18 protein-coding genes and 1 pseudogene are annotated in these 20223 nt (G+C 63.1%); 12 read left to right on the top strand and 7 right to left on the bottom strand.

What is annotated here, in order from left to right; translation table 11 throughout:
• The first annotated feature begins 8 nt into the window (after positions 1 to 8).
• Positions 9 to 2684 carry a bifunctional acetate--CoA ligase family protein/GNAT family N-acetyltransferase gene (locus Q0T48_RS11510; protein WP_295956430.1) on the top strand — a complete coding sequence of 892 codons (2676 nt, stop codon included), beginning with the start codon at positions 9 to 11 and terminating at the stop codon, positions 2682 to 2684.
• A gap of 11 nt (positions 2685 to 2695) precedes the next feature.
• On the opposite strand, the gene Q0T48_RS11505 is transcribed toward Q0T48_RS11510, so the two are convergent.
• Both Q0T48_RS11505 and dctA read right to left on the bottom strand, forming a co-directional pair.
• Positions 2696 to 3736 (bottom strand): porin, encoded by a 1041-nt coding sequence (locus Q0T48_RS11505; protein WP_295956429.1) that lies wholly within the window; start codon positions 3734 to 3736, stop codon positions 2696 to 2698.
• A 34-nt stretch (positions 3737 to 3770) separates the two neighbouring features.
• Positions 3771 to 5066 carry a C4-dicarboxylate transporter DctA gene (gene dctA / locus Q0T48_RS11500; RefSeq protein ID WP_295956427.1) on the bottom strand — a complete coding sequence of 432 codons (1296 nt, stop codon included), beginning with the start codon at positions 5064 to 5066 and terminating at the stop codon, positions 3771 to 3773.
• Between the two features lie 206 nt (positions 5067 to 5272).
• Here dctA and Q0T48_RS11495 point away from each other — a divergent pair, with 206 nt between their 5' ends.
• From Q0T48_RS11495 to Q0T48_RS11460, 8 genes are all read left to right on the top strand, one after another.
• Positions 5273 to 6157, top strand: coding sequence for a LysR family transcriptional regulator (locus Q0T48_RS11495; protein ID WP_295956425.1), 885 nt, complete (start codon positions 5273 to 5275; stop codon positions 6155 to 6157).
• Positions 6158 to 6515: 358 nt separating this feature from the next.
• The gene (locus tag Q0T48_RS11490; RefSeq protein ID WP_295956423.1) at positions 6516 to 6794 is read left to right on the top strand and encodes a DnaJ domain-containing protein; all 279 of its coding nucleotides are present in this window, start codon (positions 6516 to 6518) and stop codon (positions 6792 to 6794) included.
• Positions 6791 to 7324 carry a hypothetical protein gene (locus Q0T48_RS11485; RefSeq protein WP_295956421.1) on the top strand — a complete coding sequence of 178 codons (534 nt, stop codon included), beginning with the start codon at positions 6791 to 6793 and terminating at the stop codon, positions 7322 to 7324. Before Q0T48_RS11490 ends, Q0T48_RS11485 begins: the two co-directional genes overlap by 4 nt.
• 6 nt (positions 7325 to 7330) lie before the next feature.
• Positions 7331 to 8080: a hypothetical protein gene (locus tag Q0T48_RS11480; protein WP_295956419.1), complete on the top strand. Its 750-nt coding sequence runs from the start codon at positions 7331 to 7333 to the stop codon at positions 8078 to 8080.
• Between the two features lie 3 nt (positions 8081 to 8083).
• Positions 8084 to 9331 carry a hypothetical protein gene (locus tag Q0T48_RS11475; RefSeq protein WP_295956417.1) on the top strand — a complete coding sequence of 416 codons (1248 nt, stop codon included), beginning with the start codon at positions 8084 to 8086 and terminating at the stop codon, positions 9329 to 9331.
• Between the two features lie 71 nt (positions 9332 to 9402).
• A complete protein-coding gene (locus Q0T48_RS11470; protein WP_295956416.1) occupies positions 9403 to 10314 on the top strand; it encodes a hypothetical protein in 912 nt (303 codons plus the stop codon).
• A 54-nt stretch (positions 10315 to 10368) separates the two neighbouring features.
• Complete coding sequence (locus Q0T48_RS11465) at positions 10369 to 11025, top strand: GGDEF domain-containing protein (RefSeq protein WP_295956414.1); 657 nt, start codon at positions 10369 to 10371, stop codon at positions 11023 to 11025.
• Between the two features lie 2 nt (positions 11026 to 11027).
• Entirely contained in the window at positions 11028 to 12314 is a 1287-nt protein-coding gene (locus Q0T48_RS11460; protein ID WP_295956412.1) for a hypothetical protein, read from the top strand.
• An 87-nt stretch (positions 12315 to 12401) separates the two neighbouring features.
• On the opposite strand, the gene Q0T48_RS11455 is transcribed toward Q0T48_RS11460, so the two are convergent.
• From Q0T48_RS11455 to Q0T48_RS11435, 5 genes are all read right to left on the bottom strand, one after another.
• Positions 12402 to 12848 carry a MarR family transcriptional regulator gene (locus tag Q0T48_RS11455; RefSeq protein WP_295956409.1) on the bottom strand — a complete coding sequence of 149 codons (447 nt, stop codon included), beginning with the start codon at positions 12846 to 12848 and terminating at the stop codon, positions 12402 to 12404.
• A 4-nt stretch (positions 12849 to 12852) separates the two neighbouring features.
• On the bottom strand, positions 12853 to 13812 hold the full coding sequence (locus Q0T48_RS11450; protein WP_295956407.1) for a PDR/VanB family oxidoreductase: 960 nt from the start codon (positions 13810 to 13812) through the stop codon (positions 12853 to 12855).
• Positions 13809 to 14852, bottom strand: coding sequence for an aromatic ring-hydroxylating dioxygenase subunit alpha (locus Q0T48_RS11445; protein ID WP_295956406.1), 1044 nt, complete (start codon positions 14850 to 14852; stop codon positions 13809 to 13811). Before Q0T48_RS11445 ends, Q0T48_RS11450 begins: the two co-directional genes overlap by 4 nt.
• Before the next feature lie 23 nt (positions 14853 to 14875).
• On the bottom strand, positions 14876 to 16225 hold the full coding sequence (locus Q0T48_RS11440; RefSeq protein ID WP_295956403.1) for an MFS transporter: 1350 nt from the start codon (positions 16223 to 16225) through the stop codon (positions 14876 to 14878).
• A 274-nt stretch (positions 16226 to 16499) separates the two neighbouring features.
• Positions 16500 to 17285, bottom strand: coding sequence for an IclR family transcriptional regulator C-terminal domain-containing protein (locus tag Q0T48_RS11435; RefSeq protein ID WP_295956401.1), 786 nt, complete (start codon positions 17283 to 17285; stop codon positions 16500 to 16502).
• A 128-nt stretch (positions 17286 to 17413) separates the two neighbouring features.
• On the opposite strand from Q0T48_RS11435, the gene Q0T48_RS11430 reads away from it, so the two are divergent.
• The 3 genes and pseudogenes from Q0T48_RS11430 to Q0T48_RS11420 form a co-directional block, all read left to right on the top strand.
• Positions 17414 to 18346, top strand: coding sequence for a shikimate dehydrogenase (locus Q0T48_RS11430; RefSeq protein WP_295956399.1), 933 nt, complete (start codon positions 17414 to 17416; stop codon positions 18344 to 18346).
• Positions 18347 to 18378: 32 nt separating this feature from the next.
• Positions 18379 to 19572 (top strand): ABC transporter substrate-binding protein, encoded by a 1194-nt coding sequence (locus Q0T48_RS11425; protein ID WP_295956397.1) that lies wholly within the window; start codon positions 18379 to 18381, stop codon positions 19570 to 19572.
• Between the two features lie 171 nt (positions 19573 to 19743).
• A pseudogene (locus Q0T48_RS11420) lies at positions 19744 to 20223 on the top strand (branched-chain amino acid ABC transporter permease); the annotation flags it as partial.

Raw genomic sequence — 20223 nt, 5'->3', positions numbered from 1 at the left:
GATGACTTATGGACAAACACTACCTGACCTCCCTTTTTGCTCCCGACTCCATCGTGGTGTTTGCCGGTGCCGCCCCTACGCCACAGGCCCAGGCGCTGGTCGCGGCGCTCAAGGCGCAGGCGTTCAGCGGCACGCTCAGCTTTCTGGACATCCATACCACCGGCACGCTGGCCGACCTGGCGCAAACCCGGGCCGACCTGGCCGTCATCGCCCTGCCACCGGAAGACGTGGCCGCTGCGCTAGAGGTGGCCGGGCGCATCAAATGCCGCTCGGCGCTGGTGGTGTCCAGCGGCATCAACGCCACGCTGGCGGCCGACCTGCACCGGGTGGCCAAGCGCCATAGCATGCATTTGCTGGGGCCCAACTGCCTGGGTTTCCAAAGCCCGCGCCGGGGGCTGAACGCCAGCGTGGCGGGCGCGTTGGCTGCGCAGGGGCATTTGGCGCTGGTGTCGCAGTCGGGCGCGCTGACCGCGTCGATCCTGGACTGGGCGCAGCAGAACGCCGTAGGCTTTTCGACCGTGGTGTCGCTGGGGCCGAACACGGCGGTGGATCTGGCCCAGGTGCTCGACTATCTGGCCAACGACGCACATACCCATAGCATCGTGGTCTACATGGAAGGCATCTCGGACGCGCGCCGCTTCATGAGCGCCCTGCGCGCGGCGGCCAACGCCAAGCCGGTGGTGGTGCTGAAAGCCGGGCACAAAGCTGGGGGCAACAAGGCGGCACAAACCCATTCGGGCACCATCGTGGGCAGCGACGACGTGTTCGACGCAGCCCTGCGCCGGGCCGGGGCGGTGCGGGTGCATTCCTTTGTGCAGCTGTTCTCGGCCGCCAAATGCCTGGCTTCGCGCTACCGGGCGGTGGGCAAGCGGCTGGCCATCGTGACCAACGGCGGCGGCCCCGGCGTGCTGGCGGCCGACTGGATCTGCGAGATCAACCTGCAACTGGGCACCCTGAGCCCCGCCACCGTCGTCGCCCTGCGGCCCCAACTGCCGCCGCTGGCGACGCTGACCGACCTGGTGGACCTGTCCGAAGATGCCACGCCCGCCCACTACCTGGCCGCCGTGCAAGCCGCCAGCGCCGACCCGCAAATAGACGGCTTGCTGGTGATCCACTCGCCCAAAGGCGGTTGCGATGCCAGCGCCATTGCCACGGCGCTGGCCGAGTTCATGCCGCGCACCACCAAGCCGCTGCTGACCTGCTGGATGGGCGATGCCTCGGTGGGTGACGCGCGCACGCTGCTTAATGCGGCGGCTATTCCCACCTTCCGCACGCCCGAAGCTGCGGTGGGCGCGTTTGGCAACATCGCCTCGTTCTACCAAAACCAGCGCCTGCTGCAGCAAACCCCGCCACCCCTGTCAGCGCTGGCCAAGCCCGACATCGAAGGTGCGCGCCTGCTGATCGAGAGCGTGCTGGCCGAGCGTCGCAAGGTGCTGACCGAGATGGAATCCAAGGCCCTGCTGGCCGCCTTCCACATTCCGGTGACGCACACCGTGCTGGCCCGCAGTGCCAACGAGGCCATGATGATCGCCACCCAGCTCGGCTACCCGGTGGCGCTAAAGATCGACTCGCCCGACATCAGCCACAAGTCCGACGTGGACGGCGTGGCGCTGAACATCGCCAACGCCGTGGGCGTGCGCGATACCTATAACGACATGGTGGCCCTGGTGGCCCGGCAGATGCCGCAGGCTCGCATTAACGGTGTCACGGTGCAAAACATGGCCCGCCACAAGCGCGGCCGCGAAATCTACATCGGCCTGGTGACCGACGACCCGTTTGGCCCCGTCATCGCCTTTGGCGCGGGCGGCACCATGATCGAACTACTGAACGACCGGGCCATGGAGCTGCCGCCGCTGAACCAGTTTCTGGCCCGCAGCCTGATCGACCGCTCTCGGGTGGCCGAAACCCTGGGTGAATGGCGCGGTGCCAGCCCGGTGGACATGCACGCGCTGGAGCAGGTGCTGATGCGAGTGTCGGAAATGGTCTGCGCCCTGCCCCAGCTGCGCGAGATGGACATCAACCCGGTCATCGTCGATGCCTCGGGTGCGGTGGCGGTGGATGCGCGCATCGTCATCGACAGTGCCCCTGTAGGCCACAGCGGGCGCGGCCAAAGCTACCAGCACCTGGCCATCCTGCCCTACCCCACCCACTACGAACATGTGTGGCCGCTGCGCGGCGGTGGCCAGTACGCCGTGCGCGCTATCCGCCCCGACGATGCCCAAATGCTGCAAGATCTGGTGCGCGGCCTGTCGGCCGAAAGCCGCTACTTCCGCTACGTGTCGATGTTGTCCGAGCTGCCGCCCAGCATGCTGTCGCGCTTCACCCTGATGGACTACGACCGCGAAATGGCCCTGGTGGCCGTGTTCAAGGAGCGCAGCGTCGCCGACGGCGGCAGCATCACCGAGACCGAACGCATTTTGGGTGTCTCGCGCTTCATCACCAACCCCGACAGCACCAGCTGCGAGTTCTCGCTGGTGGTGGCCGACACCTACAGCGGCCAAGGCTTGGGCACGCGGCTGATGCTCAGCATCATGGAAGTCGCCCGCGAAAAAGGCCTGAGCGAGATCGAAGGCCTGGTGCTGGCCAGCAACCCCGGCATGCTCAAGCTGATGCGCGGGCTAGGCTTTACCGTGAAGCCTTTTGCCGAGGACCCGGACTTCCGGCTGGTGGCGCACAACTTGTGACAGCCTGCCCCCTAGAACCGGTGGCGGATGCCTAGCCCTACGCTATTGCCCACGGCTTGGTTGCTCGTCTTGTCGTACAGGTACGTGGCGTAAACGTCGGTTCGCACGCTCAGAAAATGGTCGTAGCCCAGCGCCGCGGTATTGCGGTTAACAGATGCGGCCTTCGGGTTGTCGGTGCTGGTATGGGCCCATGAAACCAGCACCGCGCCCGCGGCAGTCACCGGAATGGAAGTGCCGACCTGGTAGGTGTGCGTCTTGATATCCGTCACTGCATTGTCGGTACCCTGCGCCGATCCATATAACTTGGCTTTACCGAAGTCATAGCTGAAGCCTGCTTGGTACGCCCGTTGGCCGGTTGACGGCGTTACTGCGGCGGTGCGCACGTTTTGTGCCGACAGCACAGCCACCAGTAGCCCACTGGTGTAGTTCAGGCTCAGGCCCGCATTGTTGACGGCGGTGTTGCCAAGGACCTCACCCACGCCGTAAATTACCATGCCGGTTACCCCGCCCACTTTGGGGGACAGGTATTGCACTGCATTGTCCCAAACCGTGTCGCCAATCAGGGTCCCGCCGAACGTGGCCACGTAGGACTGCAGCACCAGGGGTGAAAACACCACCGAAGATTGGAACGGATTCACCGCCTGCATCGCCACGTAGTACGGCGAGGTATGCCTGCCCAGCGTGAGCGAGCCCAAATCACCCTGCAGCCCCACCCAGGCGCTGCGGGAGAACGCGGTGGGGTCCTTGGCCGAACGGCCTGCACCGCCGGTATCCGGCTGGAAAAAGTTCTCCAGCTGGAACACGCTGGCCAGTCCGCCCCCCAAATCGTCTTTTCCACGCAAACCAAAGTAAGAGGTGGTCAATCCCCCGGAGCCCACTACGGAGTTCCGCACAACGGTGTCGCTGCGTTTGATGCTGGCGACATAGGTGCCCACCAGACCGTAGAGCTGCACGCTGGTCTGGGCGGCCGCGTTTGTGGCAAACGCTAAAACACTTGCTGCAGCAATGGTGCTGGCAGCCCATTGCTTGGATTTTGGGATATGTATGGACATGCGAATACTCTGTGATGTGAAGGTTGGTGTTGCGTTATTCACGGTTCAGTACCCGGTGCATCTGCTCTTCGTCCAGCCCGTCCTCCCATTTGGAGATGGCGATAGTGGCCACTGCGTTTCCGATGAGGTTGGTCGGAACCAGGCCTTCAGCGAGCAGGCGGTGCACACCCAGAATCAATGCAACGCTCGTCACTGGAATGGTTCCCACGGTCGAGAGCGTCGCCGCCAGCACCACGAATGCGGCCCCAGCGACGCCTGCCGCACCTTTAGATGTCAGCAGCAATACGCCGAGCAGCAGAAGTTGCTGGTAGATGTCCAGTGGCGTATTGGTGGCCTGCGCGAGGAACACCGCCACCGTAGCCAGGTACAGGCAAGTTCCATCGAGGTTGAACGAATAGCCTGTCGGAATCACGAGACCGACGACGCTGGCCTTGCAACCGAGGTTTTCCATCTTGGTCAACATGCGCGGCAGCACGGCTTCGGAGGATGTAGTTGCAAAGCAGATCAACAGTTCCTCGCGCAGATACCGCAGGAGCTTGAAGAGGCTGAAACCCAGGAATTTGCACACCGGTGCCAGAACTAGTAACACAAAAACCAGACAGATGAAATAGAAGCAGATCAGCAGATTGCCCAACGACGCAAGCGCTCCCGCACCATAGCGCCCCACGGTGAAGGCGATCGCTCCGAATGCCCCGATCGGCGCCAGGTACATCACGATGGCGACGGCGCGAAATAGCATCTCCGAGCCAATGTCCAGCAGCTGTATCACCGGTTTTGCACGCGGCCCGATGGCGACCAGCGTGCTGCCCAGGATTACCGAGATCAGCAGAACCTGCAGGACGTTACCTTCTGCGAAAGAGCCCACCAATGTCGACGGAATGATGTCCATCAGAAAGCTCACCGTGCCGTGCGACTTGGTCTGGTCGACGTACATCTTCACCGACCCGGCATCCAGCGCCGCCGTGTTGACGTTCATGCCCACGCCCGGCTGCCACAGATTTACGATGACCAGCGCCAGGGCCAGCGCCACCGTGGTCATCACCTCAAAGTAAATCAAGGCCTTGATGGCGACCTTGCCGACCTTCGACATGTCGCCCATCTTGGCGATGCCGAGCACCACAGTGCAGAACACGATCGGCGCGATCAGCATGCGGATAAGTTTGATGAATCCGTCGCCCAGGGGTTGCATCAGCTTCCCGGCATCGGGATAGAAATGCCCAAGGACGACGCCCAAGGCCATCGCCACCAGCACCTGAACCCACAGCACGCGGTACCACGCTCGCCGTATTTTCGGCTGCGACGAATCCACGACGGTGTTTTCTGTATTCATTTTGTCTCCTAGATTGCGCTCGCTACAGCGAGACTCTTATAGATATCTGCGAAATAGCCTACCGGTACGCCGACCAGCGGTGGCTTGGACAAGTTGGCAGTACACATCGACCAGCCCCGATTTTGAAGGTGCAAGCCACCACCAGCAAGCTCTAGCTGGCGCTAGCAGCTATACACTGAAAGTATGGCTTGTAGGAAAATCTGGACATGAACCTGAATCAACTCGAGACGTTCGTGCGTGTTGCCGAGCACGGAAGCTTCAGCAAGGCCGCGTTGGTACTTGGCGCAGCGCAGCCGGTCCTGAGCCGGCAGGTACGCGCGCTGGAGGTGGAGTTGCACGACACCTTGCTGCTGCGCCACGGCCGGGGAGTGAAGCTTACCGAGGCCGGTCGTCGGCTGCTCGACCATTGCTACGGCATCCTGCATCTTGTCGAGCAGGCGAAGGAGAACGCGGTCACGCAACGTGACGACCCCACCGGGAACATCGTGATCGCGATGCCGCCTACGCTGGCGCGCCTGCACACGCTGCCCTTGATTCAGGCCTTCCGCGACGAGATGCCCAAGGCCCATCTGGCGATCATCGAGGGCTTTTCGACACACATCACCGAATGGCTGGTTTCAGGGCGCTGCGACCTCGGGCTGGTCCACAGCCCAGAGCCCGTGTCGTCGCTCGAAATCCAGCCTCTGCGAGAAGAGCGGCTGTGCCTTGTCAGTCCGGCGGATCAGGCTCCCACCGGCCCGGTGACCTTGCAGGACCTGTCGAAGTACTCTTTGATCATGCCCGAGAGAGGGCAAACCTATCGCAGATTGATGGAGTCTGCAGCGGCCATGGCGGGCGTGCCTATGCATGTGGAATGGGAAGTTTCCAGCGTATCGGTGATCCTCGATCTTGTGAGTGCCGGCATCGGGCACGCAACACTGAGTGAAGATGCCATCCGTGTGTTTGCACATCCCAAGCGGTTGGTTGTGTCACCGTTTGAGCGTCCCGAGATCAAGACCACGCTCTGTCTTGTCACGCCCGCACAGAGACGTGAAACACCGCTGAGACGACGGACCGCAGCGCTGATGACGAGGCTGATTCGTGGCCATTGATACCGCTCTTTGGTAGGCGGAAATCGAACAGACAAAGGATCAAAAAGCTCAATCAATGGCCTGGTGCTGGCCAGCAGCCCCAGCATGCCCAAGCGGATGCGCAGGCTGGGCTTTACCGTAAAGCCGTTTGCCGAAGACCCGGACTTCCGGCTGGTGGCGGATGCACTGTGAAAACAGCTTTGCTATCTAAAATATAGCTACTACCGTATATCCTACAAGCGCCAGAGGCCTATTTTCCTTAAAAATCAGCTCTGTGAGGCGGGCAGTTAAAATCACTTTCCGACGATGCCGCGTCGCCAACCAAGCACAGCCCGACAGCAGCCTGTCGGGCTGTCTTTTTTTGCGAAGACACTCCCCCATGCAAGACCACTATGCCGCGCTAGGCCTATCTGCTGCCGCGACGCTGGCCGATATCAAAAAAGCCTATCGGCAGCGCGCCGCCCAGTACCACCCGGACCGCAACGCTTCGGCCGATGCCCCGCAGCTTTTCCGGGCGGTGCAAACCGCCTACGATGTGCTGAGTGACGACGAACGACGCAAAACCTATGACGACAACCGCCGCCGGGGTCTGCTGGACGATCCACTGGAAACCGCCCGCGAAATTTGGCACAACTACTTAGACCAAGCACTGCAATGAAACTATCCCGCTACTTTGCCAACCATGCCCGCGCCTACGATGCCGAAATGGACGACTTGGTGTCCGACTCCGAAGGCAAAAACGTGCTCGACAAGCGCCTGAAAGAAAAGCGCAGCCAGCTCGAATTTTTGCTGGTGATGATGGACGACAGCCCGGAAATGCTGGCTGCCGCCTTCCACCAGGGCTTTCGCTTCCCCAGCCCCAAGGCCATGGACCTGCTGGTGGCGCTGGAACCCGAGGAATTCCCTGACTGGGACAAGCTGGGCCGCACCATCACCCTGACCCCCTGGGCACAGGCGATGGCCGACCGCGTGCTGCTGGAGCCCACGGGCGAGCAGTTCATGGTGATCGCCGCCTGCCTGGAATACCTGTACACCCGCGCCGACGACCGCGGCGCACCGGTGGAAGATGACGAGGACGAAGAAGACCTGGATATCGACCCCGAAGAACAAGAAGCCCGCGACCGCGAAGACGCGGGTGCGGCCTGGATGGAAGAACAAGGCTTCGACCACAAGCCCCCTAAAGGTTAAACCGCTATGCACTACCCCGCCATCATCAAAGCCCAAAGCCTGATCCTCGCTGGCGACATCGTCGGCGCCGAAGCCGCCTTGGTCACCCTGGCCGACGAAGAAGGCGACCACGCCCTGGTGCTGGCGCTGGACCAGTTGCCGCCCAAAGACCTGCTGGCCGTGATCCGCGAATACGACCCGTCCAAAGACTCGGTCATCAACCTGCTGGTCACGCCCGAGCAGTTCTCGCGCGCCGTGGTGATTGAAAAGCAGTACAAAGACCTGACCCACGCCCACCTGCGCGGCATGATGAATTCGGTCATCTTCCGGGACGACAACGACCCGGTCGAATTTCTGCGCGCCATTGGCGAACGCGAAGGCGGCTGCGATGCGCTGGCCGACTACCTGGCCGACCACTGGGGCCGGGTCGAAAGCTTTTTGCGTACCGGCACCTTTGAAGCCTCGGAAGACACGGGCGCGGTGCTGTCTGAGGCCGAACTGGTGCCCCAGATGTACAACGACTTCAAGGTCGACCAAGACGAAGTCGCCGACCACGACTGGATGGAATTCACCTGGCTGCTGCGCACCCACTGTCCCGACATCCTGATCGAAGTCATGGTGATCCTGCGCGCCCGCGTCAAGGCCTTTGAAGAAGAATCCGAGGAGGAAGAAGACGGCCACCACCAAGGCGGCCACACCCCGTTCCGCGAAACCCACGGCGAAGGCGAAGGTTCGCAAAAACGCGCGGTGGACCCAGACGAAGAATCGGCAATTTAAACCATGCAAGACACCGGCATTGCCATCTACGACCACCGCCCATTCTTTGAAAAAGCGTTGCGCTATGGCCTGCAGCACGGGCTGATCGACGCGGCCAAGCTGGAGTCGATTCGCAACGATGCACCCAAAGGCATGGTGCAGATCGCGCGCTACTTCGGCACCGAATTTTTGCGGCCCGAGCTGGAAAAATCGCGCGAGCGCATGGTCAACCTGATCAGCCTGCACCTGGAGCATGTGTGTGATGGCGACCTGCACGCGGCGGCCACGCTGCTGCGTGACCACTCCATCCTGTCGCGCTCCAAAGCCGGTTCCGACATGCTCAAAGCCCTGTTGACTCTGCCGGACAACACCCACTTCAGCATGCAAGACAGTGGTGAGTTCCGCGACGAGCTGATCCCGGTGCTGGCCAAATGGGCCCTGAAGCCCCTGCCTGAAATTCAGCTGGAGCTGGCCAAGCGCAGCGAAATCGAAACCCGCATTGAGGCCGCCATCTGGTGCGCCCAAAAGCTGGGCGTGGCCCGGCGCGAGCTGCAGGCCGCCGACACCGACAGCGAGGCCGTCATCCGCACGGCTCTGCTGTGCGCTGCCGCAGGCCGCAGCCTGATGCCCAACTGGGCGCAGTTTGAAACCGTGGTCAACCTGCTGCGCAAACGCGCCGAGGGTGGCAAAACCGTGCCGCTGGCGCTGCCCAAAGGCATGCCCGCACAGTTCCAGCCGGTGCTACAGGCCACGCTGGAGAGCATGCAAGAACACGATCTGCCCAAAATTCTGGACGCCACCGTCAAGCCGCGCAAGCTGTTCATCCAGTCGCTGGCCTTCATGGGCCGCTACTTCTGGCTGGACGAAGGCGTGGACGACATCAGCGAACTCGACCGGGCGATTTCCGACCAGTGGCTGAAAGTGACCCAGCGGCACACCGACGACAGCTCGCTGATCACGCTGTTTTTGTGTATCGCCACCGGCGCGGCGCGCAAGACCACGCTGACCGAGACCACCGCCGCCAGCATCGTGCGCAAAATCCGCAAAGGCGGTTTTCACCCGCAGCAGGCCAGCGATTTCATCCGCGAATACGCCCCGCACGAGCACCATGGTGATTACCAGACGCTGTGGCAGAACTTTGTGGAAGAAAACCAGCGCGACCTGCTGGATGAACGCGATACCCGGCTGGTGGAAGCGATGGCCGCACTCAAGCTGCACTGCAACATTGTCAAAGCCACGCCCAAGGTAGCCAAGGCCCCAGCCAACAGCTGATTTTTTCGCCCCTACGGGCCTGGACATGTTCTTATACTGCGGACACAAGCACTGATGTAAGCGTAAGTAACATGGCGCCCACCCAGCCCCAGGAAACAGCTTCCCAGCCACCGGCCCGGCGTGGGCAGCGCCTGATCTTGATTGCTTGGCTGTTTCTGGCCCTAGTTGGAGCCACCCTGGGCTTTGCCTACTACAGCATGGGCGTGCTGTCGGCGGCGAGGGCTTTTGTGGGAGGTGAAGGTCTGTGGTCCAAGGCCGAACGGGATGCCATCTACGCCCTGTCCCGCTATGCCAACACCCGCGACGAACGCGACTACCAAGCCTACTCCAGCGCCTTGGACATCATTTTGGGCGACCGCCAGTTCCGCCTGGAACTGGAAAAGCCCCAGCCCGATCTGCATATTTCCCGGCAAGGCCTGCTGCAAGGGCGCAACCACCCCGCCGATGTGGACGGAATGATCGGCCTGTTCCGCAACTTTCGCCAAATGGCCGAAATCGACCGGGCCGTCACGCTCTGGGCCACGGCCGACACCAGCATCGACCAGCTACGGTTGGCGGGCGAACGCCTGCATACCGCCGTGATCACCCAGACGCTGGACGCGCCCATGGCCAGCGACATCCAGGAGGAACTGCACCAGATCAGCCTGAAGCTGGCACCGCTGGCAGATGCCTTCTCTTATTCGCTTGGTGAAGCCTCGCGGCGGGCCAAAAGCGTCTTGCTGTGGACCATGTTTGTAGCGGCCACCCTGCTGGCTGCCGCCGCCCTGGTGTTCTCGCGCCGCCTGGTACGCGACAGCGAAACCCTGCAGCGGGCCTTGCAGGAGGGCGAGCGGCAGGTGCAAAAACTGCTGCAGGTCAGCCCCTTTCCGATGACGATTACGCTGAAACACGGCGGTGCCGTGCTGTATGCCAACGCGCGGGCGCTGGCGCAGTTCAAAACCACCATGCAAGACTTGCAGCACGCCCATTCCAAAATCTTCTAATGCCGCCCGGACGAACGCGCGCTGTGGCTGCAACGCTTCAAAGGCCAGGACAGCATGCAGGACTGGGAAGTAGAGATGAAAGACAGCCAGGGCAACACCTTCTGGGCCCTGGTGTCCACCCAACGCATCCAGTTCCAGGGGCGGGAATGCCTGCTCAATGCGCTCAACAACATCGAACTGCGCAAGCGGGCCGAAGAAGCCCTGCAGCACCAGGCCTACCACGACGAACTCACCGACCTGCCCAACCGCGCCATGTGCATGGACGCGCTGCGGCGCATTTTGTCCCGGTGCGAACGCAAAAGCATGCCGTTTTCCATCATGTTCATCGACCTGGACCACTTCAAGACCGTCAACGACGAGTTGGGCCACGCCGTGGGCGACCAACTGCTGCGGCAAGTGGCCCAGCGCCTCCAGTCCTGCATGCGCGGCGGCGACCTGGTAGCCCGGCTGGGCGGCGACGAATTCATCGTGGTGGTCGAGGAACAGCACAGCTTTGCAGCACTGCGTGATATCGCCGATAAAATCCTGCATACAGTAGAACCCGTGTATCTGCTGTGCGGGCACAGTGTGCACGTCACTGCCAGCATTGGCATCAGCACCTATCCCCATGACGGCACCGATTTACAGCAGCTGCTTACCCGGGCCGACAACGCCATGTACCGCGCCAAAACTGGCGGTCGCAATGACGTGAGTTTTTTCACTCCCCCCTAAAAATGCCCCTCTTCTGGTCCCGAATTCGCCGCTTGCTGCGCTACCTCTTCGCCATTCTTCTGCTTTGTATCCCGCTGGCCCTGGCCTGGGCCGCGTACCTGGCCATCGACGACACGCCGCTGCTGGCCCCGGCTCCAAGCCTGGCCTTCACCCCCAGCCGCATGGCCAGCGCGCAGCGCCTGCTGGCCCGCATTGACCCGCGCAAAACGCCGCCCGGCGCGCTGCGTACCCTGCAATTGGGCGAAGACGACCTGAACCTGGCCGTGGCCTACATCGCCAGCCACCGCCCCCACACCCGCGCACAGATGGTGCTGCAAGACGGCAGCGCCACCCTGCGCGCCAGCACTTTCCTGCCGCCCAACCCGTTTGGCGACTACCTGAACATCCAGGCCGTGCTGACTGAGACACCGGGCACACCGAAGGTTGAACAACTCACCTTGGGCCGCCTCACCGTGCCGCCCAAGATTGCCAACCAACTGTTGCGCTTTGGCCTGTGGCGGCTGCAGGCCAGCCCCGCAGCAGCAGCGGCCGACAGCATCCAGCACGTGGGCGTGCGCAACGGCGTGCTGAGCGTGCAGTTTGTCTGGAACGATGCCATCCCCGCCCAGTTGCAGGCCGCCCTGGTGCCCCCCGAGGTACAGGCCCGCCTGCAAGCCTACCAAGGCCGCCTGGTCGAAGTGGCGGCCCAGCCTGGCCCGCGCGGCCTGAGCCTGGGCGCGCTGGCACAGCCCCTGTTTGAACTCTCGGCCCAGCGCAGCGACGACAAAAACAGCCTGGCCGACGAACACCGCGCCGCCCTGGTCGCCCTGGCCTTCTATGTCAATGGCAAGGGCATCGGGGCCATCCTGCCCGCCGCGCGCGACTGGCCGAGGCCCGCGCCGCGCACCACCACACTGGCGGGCCGGACCGACACCGCCCAGCACTTCAGCATCTCTGCCGCGCTGGCCGCCACCGCGGGCAGCCCGCTGGCCGACATGGTGGGCGTGTACAAAGAGCTGGACGATGCGCAAGGCGGCAGCGGCTTCTCGTTCAACGACCTGGCCGCCGACCGCGCCGGCACCCGCCTGGGGGAACTCGCCACCGGCGGTGCCGCCGCCCAGCTCAGCCTGCAAAAGCGCCTGGCGCAAGGCCTGAGCGATGCCGACCTGCTGCCCAAGGTCAGCGACCTGCCCGAAGACCTGCAGATGGCCGAATTCCAGAAGCGCTTTGGCGGTGTGGACGGCCCCGGCTACAAAAAGATGGCCACCGAGATCGAGCGCCGCATTGGCGCGCTGGGGCTGTACCGGTAACTGCCACCGGCATAAATTACAAGCTTTTTAGGGCTCTGTCGCTTACTCCATATGCACTAGTAGCTATTATTTTAATAGCAAATGACCTCAACGCCCTTTGCGCTTGATTGAGTCGGGTTCAATGAACTTGCGCAGCAGCCGCAGCAGATCGGCCTGCTCCTGCGGCTCCAGGCCGCCCAGCAGGTTGCACTGCATCTGCGCCATGCCGTCCACCAGCGAGGTCAGCAGGGCCACGCCCTCGGGGGTCAGCGACAGGCTGCGCTGGCCGCGGGCGAGCACGGCCCGGGTGATCCAGCCCTTGGCCTCCAGCCGCACAGCAATGTCGGCGGTGGTGGAGGTGTCCAGCGCCACCGCCAGCGCCAGGGTGCTCTGGTCGATGCCGGGCTGGTCTTGCAGCGTACGCATCAGCGCATATTGCACGGGGGTGACCTCCCGGCCCAGGTGGTCGTGGAAGCTGGCCACCGCGATCTGGTGGGCACGGCGGATCAGGTGGCCGGGTTGGTCTTGCAGGGCGATCAGGGTGGACAGGGGCATCAGCTTAGAGGTCGAGGACGAGAAGCGCTGATTTTGACCGAGAGCAGCACGGTGTGAACTGGTCGTTGGCGGCCTGCTCTTCCGGGGTCAGGTAAAAGTCTTTGTGGTCGGGCTCGCCCTCCAGCACCTTGGTCAGGCAGGTGCCGCACACGCCCTGCTCGCACGACAGCGGAATGTCCACCCCAGCCAGGGCCAGGGCCTTGGCGACGGTCTGGTCGGCGGCGATGCGCACCACCCGGCCCGAGCTGGCCAGCTTGACCTCAAAGCTCGCGTCATTGGCCGAAGGGGCCACGTTGGCCGAGAAGAATTCGTAGTGCAACTGCGCCTCGGGCCAACCGCTGGCGCGGGCCGTGGCCAGCACCGCGTCCATAAAGCCGGTGGGGCCGCACACGTACAGGTGCACGCCCGGCTGCGGCTCGGCCAGCAGGTCGGGCAAGGACAACTTTTGCATGCTGGAGCCGTCGTCGAAATGCAGGTGCACGTCGCGGGCAAATGCGGCAGCCGCGATTTCGCTGCGAAAAGCCATGCGCTCCTCGGCCCGGGTGCAGTAGTGCATCTCCAGCGGCGCGCCCTGTTGGGCCAGGGTTTGCGCCATGGCCAGAATGGGCGTGATGCCGATACCGCCCGCCAGCAGCAGGCTGCGGGTAGCTTCTGGGGCCAGGGCAAAGTGGTTCTTGGGCGCGCTGATCTCCAGCACATCGCCCTCAGCTACCGCCGTATGCATGGCCATAGATCCACCGCGCGAAGCCGGGTCGCGCAGCACGCCGATGCGGTAGCGGTGCGTTTCCGTGGGGTCGTTGCACAGCGAATACGGCCGCGTCAAACCGCCCGGCAGATGCACGTCGATGTGCGACCCGGCAGTGAACGCGGGCAGCGGCGCGCCGTCCATAGCCACCAGTTCAAAGCTGCAAATGTCCAGCGCCTCGGTGGTTTTGCGGGCCACCCGCACGCGCACCGTGCTCATGCCGCCACCTGCTGCGGTGCTTCAGCGGCCAGCAGACGGTCGATCACCTTGCGCGACTGCACGCCGCCGGAGTCGATGTTCAGCATCAGCAGCTTGCGCTCGGGGTGGGCCAGCAGGTTGCGCTGCTGCAACTCCAGCATCTGCAGGTCTTCGCTGAAGATGGTGTGCTGGCCCGCGCGGATGGTGGCGGTGAGCTCGGCATCGTCGGGCTTGAAGTTGCGCGCCATGCCCCAGAAGTACCAGATCGAGGTTTCAGTCTCGGGCGTGATGAAGTCCACCACGATGGAGGCCGCTTTGTGCTCGGCCGCTGCGTCGTAGCCGCCCTTGCCCGCGTGGGCCACGCCCACTTCGATCATCACGTGGCTGGGTGGGGTGAAGCGGCAGATCTGCCAGCGGTCCACCGGCACGTCGTCGGCCAGACCGTTGCCGCGCAGCGCCATGCGCCAGAAAGGTGGGGCGCTTATGTTTTCCATGTGGCGGCTGGTGATGACTTCGTCGCCATTCACCACGGTTTTGGTGGGCGTCTCGTCGATCTCTTTTTGGCCGATGCTGCTGGCGTGCACATAGGTTTCGTGCGACAGGTCCATCAGGTTGTCGACCATCAGGCGGTAGTCGCAATGGATGTGGAACAGGCCGCCACCGTAGGCCCAGGCGGGGTTTTCGGCCCACTCCAGGTGGTGCAGCTTGGCTTCATCAGCCAGGGCCGCGTCGCCGGGCCAGACCCAGATGAAGCCGTAGCGCTCGATGGCCGGGTAGGCGCGGATGGCCGGGAAGCCGCGTACGCGCTGGCCGGGCATGGCCACGGTTTTGCCGTCGCAGCCCATCTCCAGCCCGTGGTAGCCGCAGGTGAGTTTGCCGTTCTCTACCTTGCCCAGCGAGAGGGGCGCTCCCCGGTGCGGGCAGAAGTCTTCCAGCGCGGTGGCTTGGCCATCGGGGCCGCGGTACAGCACCAGAGATTCGCCACAGATCTTGCGGCCCAGGGGCTTATCGGTGATTTCGTCGGGGGTGCAGGCGACGTACCAGGCGTTTTTGGGGAACATGTGGGGCTCCTTGGGTTTATGTATCAATGGGCTGCAGACAGTGTGCCGGATGCACGGGCTGCCACAGGTGCCTTGGCGCGGATGGCCAGCACCGCCACCACGGCCAGCAGCAGCGGAATGGCGAACACGTAGTAGAGCTGGGGCGGTGCCCAGCCGCTGTCGAGCAAGACACCGGCGGTCAGCGGGGCCAGGATGGCCCCCATGCGGCCAATGCCGATGGCCCAGCCCATGCCGGTGGTACGCACCGCCGCCGGGTAGATGATGGGCGCAAACGAATACAGCCCGGCCATGCCGCCAAAGATGAACATGCCGATGCCAAACGCCGCCATGAAAGCCAGGTCCAGCGCACCGGTCACGTAACCAAACACCGCCATCGCCACCGCCGTGATGGCCAGGCAGGCCGCGGTCAAACGGCCCAGGTCGAGCCGCGAAGCCAGCACGCCAAACAGCGTACCGCCGACGATGCCGCCCAGGTTCAGCAGCACGCCGCCGGTAATGCCCTGCTGGGCCGACAGGCCTGCGGCCACCAGCAGCTTGGGGGTCCAGCTCAGCGCGAAGTAAAAGCTGAACATCAGCAGAAAGAATGCGCTCCAGATCAGCAGCGTAGAGCGCAGGATGGCGGGCGAGAACAAAGACTTAAAGCCGCCCACCGGGGCCGCACCGGCCACAGGCACCGACCGTGCGGGCAGGCTTTGCAACACAGGGCGCTGCATTTTGCGCAGCAAGGTGTTGAGCTTGCCCAGCGCGCCCTGGGGCTGCTTGGCCAACAAGAAGTCCACCGATTCCGGCAGCAGCCACAGCACCACCGGCACCATAGCCAAGGTGGTCAGGCCGCCAAACACAAACACCGAGCGCCAGCCGTAGTGCGTTAGCAGCACGGCCGCCACCATGCCGCCCAGCGTGGCCCCGATGGGGTAGCCGGTGGCCTGGAAGGCGACGCAGGTGCTACGCCATTTCTGCGACGAGTATTCGGCCGTGATCACGCCCACGCTGGCCAGCATACCGCCAATGCCCACGCCGGTCAGCGCGCGCAGCAGACCCAGTTGCAGACTGCTCTGCGCCAGCGCCGACAGCAGCATGCCGACGGTGATCAGCGCCAGGCACACCAGGATGATGGCCTGGCGGCCATAGCGGTCGGCTTGCGGAGCCAGCAGCAGCGAACCCGCCGCCATGCCCACCAGCCCGGCGCTGAACAGCACGCCGAGTTGCGCGCCGCTCAAATGCCATTCGGCCGAAATGCTAGAGGCCGTGAAGGCCATCACCAGCACATCAAACCCGTCCAGCATCACCAGCATCACGCAGATGGCCACGGCCAGCCACTGGAAGCGGACCATGGCCCCTTCGTCGATGGATTTTCGAATGTCTTGTTGCATGGGGTCCTTGTCTCTTTCGTGGTGCTGCGGTGGTGTGGAAAGGTGCCGGTCGCTTGCAGCGGGTTGACGATCAGCATCCTGAATGCAGGTTCAGTGTACGGATCGTTAAAAGGATTGGGGATCCGCATTTACCCTAGTGGAAGGGGTTCTGGTGCGTAAAGATTTATGGAATTTTTAAAGCATAAAATCGAGGCTTAACGCTTATAGCGCCTGCACTGGTCGCTATGGAAAGCGTAGTTTTGGTGGGCTGGTGGGCGTTGCAACGCCCTGCTCCTCAAATCAAATTCCGCATCGCCTGCGCCGTCTCGCGCAGCACCGGCAGCACGCGGGCGACGGCATCGGCGGCGGGTTCATGGCCCATGGGCATGGTGACGCTGAGGGCGGCGACGGCATCGCCGTTGCGGTCGCGTAGAGGCACGGCGATGCCACGGTAGTTCAACTCCAGCTGCTGCTCGGACAGGGCCCATTCCTGCGCGCGGATGTGGACCAGCGTGGTGCGCAACTGCTCTTTGTCGGTAATGGTGTGCGGCGTGTAGGTCTGCCAGGTGCGCTGGGCCAGCCATTGCTCGCGCTGCTCTGCGGTGCGCTGGGCCAGCATCAGCAGGCCCGCCGCCGTGACCTGGGCCTGCACCCGCCCGCCCAGCACGTAGCCGGTGTTCATGGCGCGGCTGGGGCCGTTGCGGGCGATGTAGACGATGTCGTCGCCGTCCAGCACGCTCAGGTACGCCACCTCCATGGTGCCTGCGGTCACGCGCTGCAAAAACGGCTGCACGATGCGCGGTAGCCGGGCCGAATCCAGGTAGCTTTGGCCCAGGCGCAGCACGCGCGGGGTCAGCCAGAACAGCTTGCCGTCGGTACCCACGTAGCCCAGGTGCGCCAGCGTCAGCAGATAGCGGCGCGCGGCGGTGCGGGTCAGGCCGCCGCGCTGGGCGGCCTGGGTGGCGTTCATGCGCGGATGGGCTTCGCTGAAGGACTCCAGCAGGGCCAGGCCTTTCTCCAGCCCGGCGATCCAGTCGCGGCGGTCCAAAGCATCGGGGGCGGGAGGTGGCAAAGAAATCATAGGAAAACCCTCATTCCGTTCGATTGTCGCGCAACATCGTTCACTAATCGCGCAAAATTGCAAGCAGTTGCATCCGACGTACGGCGCAAGCCTCTACATTCGCAATCAAATTTCTGCCGCCCACCACCATGTCCACCCAGCCCTCCACCGCGTCCACCGCCGCCCCCGTACACGCCATCGACGGCCACACCGGCGTGTACTTCATCGTCGGCCATCCGGTCGAGCAGGTGCAGGCTCCCACCAGCTTCAACCGCATTTTTGCGCTGCTCGGCATCAACGCCGTGCTGGTGCCGGTGCAGGTGGCTCCGGCCGATCTGCAGGCGTTTGTGCAAAGCGCGTTTGCCGCCCCCAATGTGCACGGCCTGTGGGTCACCATTCCGCACAAGGCGCCGATGCTGCACGCGTTAGACAGCATGTCGGACATCGCCCGCATGGCTGGTGCGGTCAACGGCGTGCGGCGCAGGGCCGACGGCAAGCTCGAAGGCGGCCTGTTTGATGGCGAAGGTTTCGTGGCCAGCCTGGGCTACTTCGGCATTGCCTATGCCGCCAAGCGCGTGTTGATTTTGGGTGCAGGCGGTGCGGCAGCGGCAATTGGTGCGTCGCTGGCCTTGGCCGGTGCCCAGGCTCCGGCCGAAATCGCCTTTTTTGATCCCAGTACGCAGCGCGCCGCCGAAGCCGCTGCACGCATCACGGCGGGCTCGCCCGTCAAAGCCTGGGCCGCCGCCAGCAACGACCCCGCCGGATTCGATGTAGTGATCAACGCCTCGCCTCTGGGTTTGAAGGCTACAGACCCCTTGCCCTGCGATGTGGCGCGCATGGACGCGGGCGCAGCGCTGGTCGATATTTTGATGAAGAACCAGCCCACGCCCATAGTGCGCGCCGCCCGCGCACGCGGTCTGGTGGCCGAGCCCGGGTTCGAGATGATGATCCAGCAAACCCATTGCTACCTGGATTTTTTTGGCTTCACCGATGCGGCCCAAAAGATACGCGAAGATGCCGATTTTCTACGCGAACTGATTTACCCTGCCGAGTTGCTCGGCGAGATACGCAAGCCCGCCTGACTTTTTAGACAACAACCACCCGGAGACACACCATGGCCACTACTTCCCCTAAACGCGTTACTCTCAAATTGATAGCTGCTTGCGCAATTACTGCCTGCGCTAGCGGCACTTTTGCCCAACAAACTATCAAAATCGCCAATATCGTCGAGTTGTCGGGCGGCGGGGCCACAGCGGGCACCAACTTCAAAAACGGCGAAGAACTGGCAGTCAAAGAGATCAATGCCGAAGGCGGCATCCTGGGCAAGAAGATCGAGACCATCACCACCGACACCCAAAGCAACCCCGGCATCGCCAAGGGCCTGACGCAAAAAGCCATCGACAACGACGTGTTTGCCATCTTCGGCCCGGTATTCTCGGGCTCCATCATGGTCAGCATGGCAGAAAGCCGCCGCGCCGAGATCCCCAACTTCACGGGTGGCGAAGCGGCCAGCATCACCCAGCAGGGCAACCCCTATGTGTTCCGCACCAGCTTCACCCAGTCCACCGCCATGCCCAAATTGGCGCGCTACATCAACCAGGTGACCAAGGCCAAAACCCTGGCCGTGGTGTACGTGAACAACGACTTCGGCAAGGGCGGGTTGGATTCCATCAAGAAGGCCCTGGCCAGCACCGACACCAAGATCGTGGCGGAAATCTCCACCGACAGCGGCCAGGTCGATTTCTCGGCCCCGGTGCTGAAAGCCAAGCAAAGCAATGCCGACGCGTTGTTTGTCTACACCAACGAAGAAGAGTCCGCACGTGCCCTGCGCGAACTGCGCAAGCAAGGCTGGACCAAGCCCATCATTGGCGAAACCACCCTCACCGGCCAAAAGGTCATTGACTTGGCAGGCGACGCAGCCAATGGCGCGATTGCCCACGTGGGCCTGACAGTGGACGCGCCGATTCCGGCCATCCGCGCCTTCCGCGCCAAGTTTGAAAAGGCCTACGGCTACACCTCGGACCACAACGGCATGAAGGGCTACAGCGGCATGTACGTGCTGAAGGCCGCGATTGAAAAGGTCGGCAAGCTCGACCGCAAGGCCGTGGCAGCTGTGTTGCACGGCCTGAAGGTGTCTACCGACAAATACCCCGGCGTGCTAATGAATGTCGAATTTGACAAGAACGGCGACTTGGACCGCGAAAGCTTCATCGTCGAAGTCAAGAACGGCAAGCAGGAAGTGATTGCCATGGTGCCGCCGCTGAACGAAGCGAACGTCAACGCCAAGATGCCAGCCGCTAAAAAATAGGCACACCCCCAGGCTTCAGCGCTGCGCGTCTTTCGCCACCCCCCTTGCAGGGGGCAACACCTGCAGCCTGGCAAAGCCAGTTCTGCGGTGTTTCTGGACAGCGTACGTTCTCGCTTTTGCGGCGACTGAGTACTTAACCACCGCTGTTCTACCACCCTCCCAGGAGCCCCCGTGACCGATTTTCTCCAACTCTTCTTCAGTGGCCTGGCCACCGGGGGCATTTACGCGCTGGCGGCCCTGGGCTTTACGCTCTTGTGGCAGGCGGCAGGCACTATCAACTTCGCCCAGGGCGAATTCGTGATGCTGCCGGCCTTCATGATGCTGGCCTTCATCAACATGGGTGCGCCGTTTCTGGTGAGCTTTTTGCTGACCTGCATCGTGGCCACCGCCGTGCTGGGCTGGGCCTTCAAGCGCGGCATTGTGGACCCGCTGTTCAAGTTCGGCATGATGCCCATCGTGGTGGCCACCATCGGCCTGAGCATCGCCCTGCGCAACGGCATGCGGGCCGGGTACAGCGCCGAAGCCCACCCCTTCCCCAGCCTGTTTGCCGACAAGCTGTTCAACATCGGCGGGGTCACCGTCACCCTGGCCGACGTGGGTACGCTGGTGCTGGCCTTGCTGCTGGTGTTTGCCACCCAGGCCTTTCTGCAA

Source organism: Rhodoferax sp. (genome assembly GCF_025354435.1).
Classification (GTDB): domain Bacteria; phylum Pseudomonadota; class Gammaproteobacteria; order Burkholderiales; family Burkholderiaceae_C; genus Rhodoferax_B.
The sequence above is the reverse complement of the archived record's forward strand: the minus strand, read 5'-3'. Positions and strand labels throughout refer to the sequence as shown.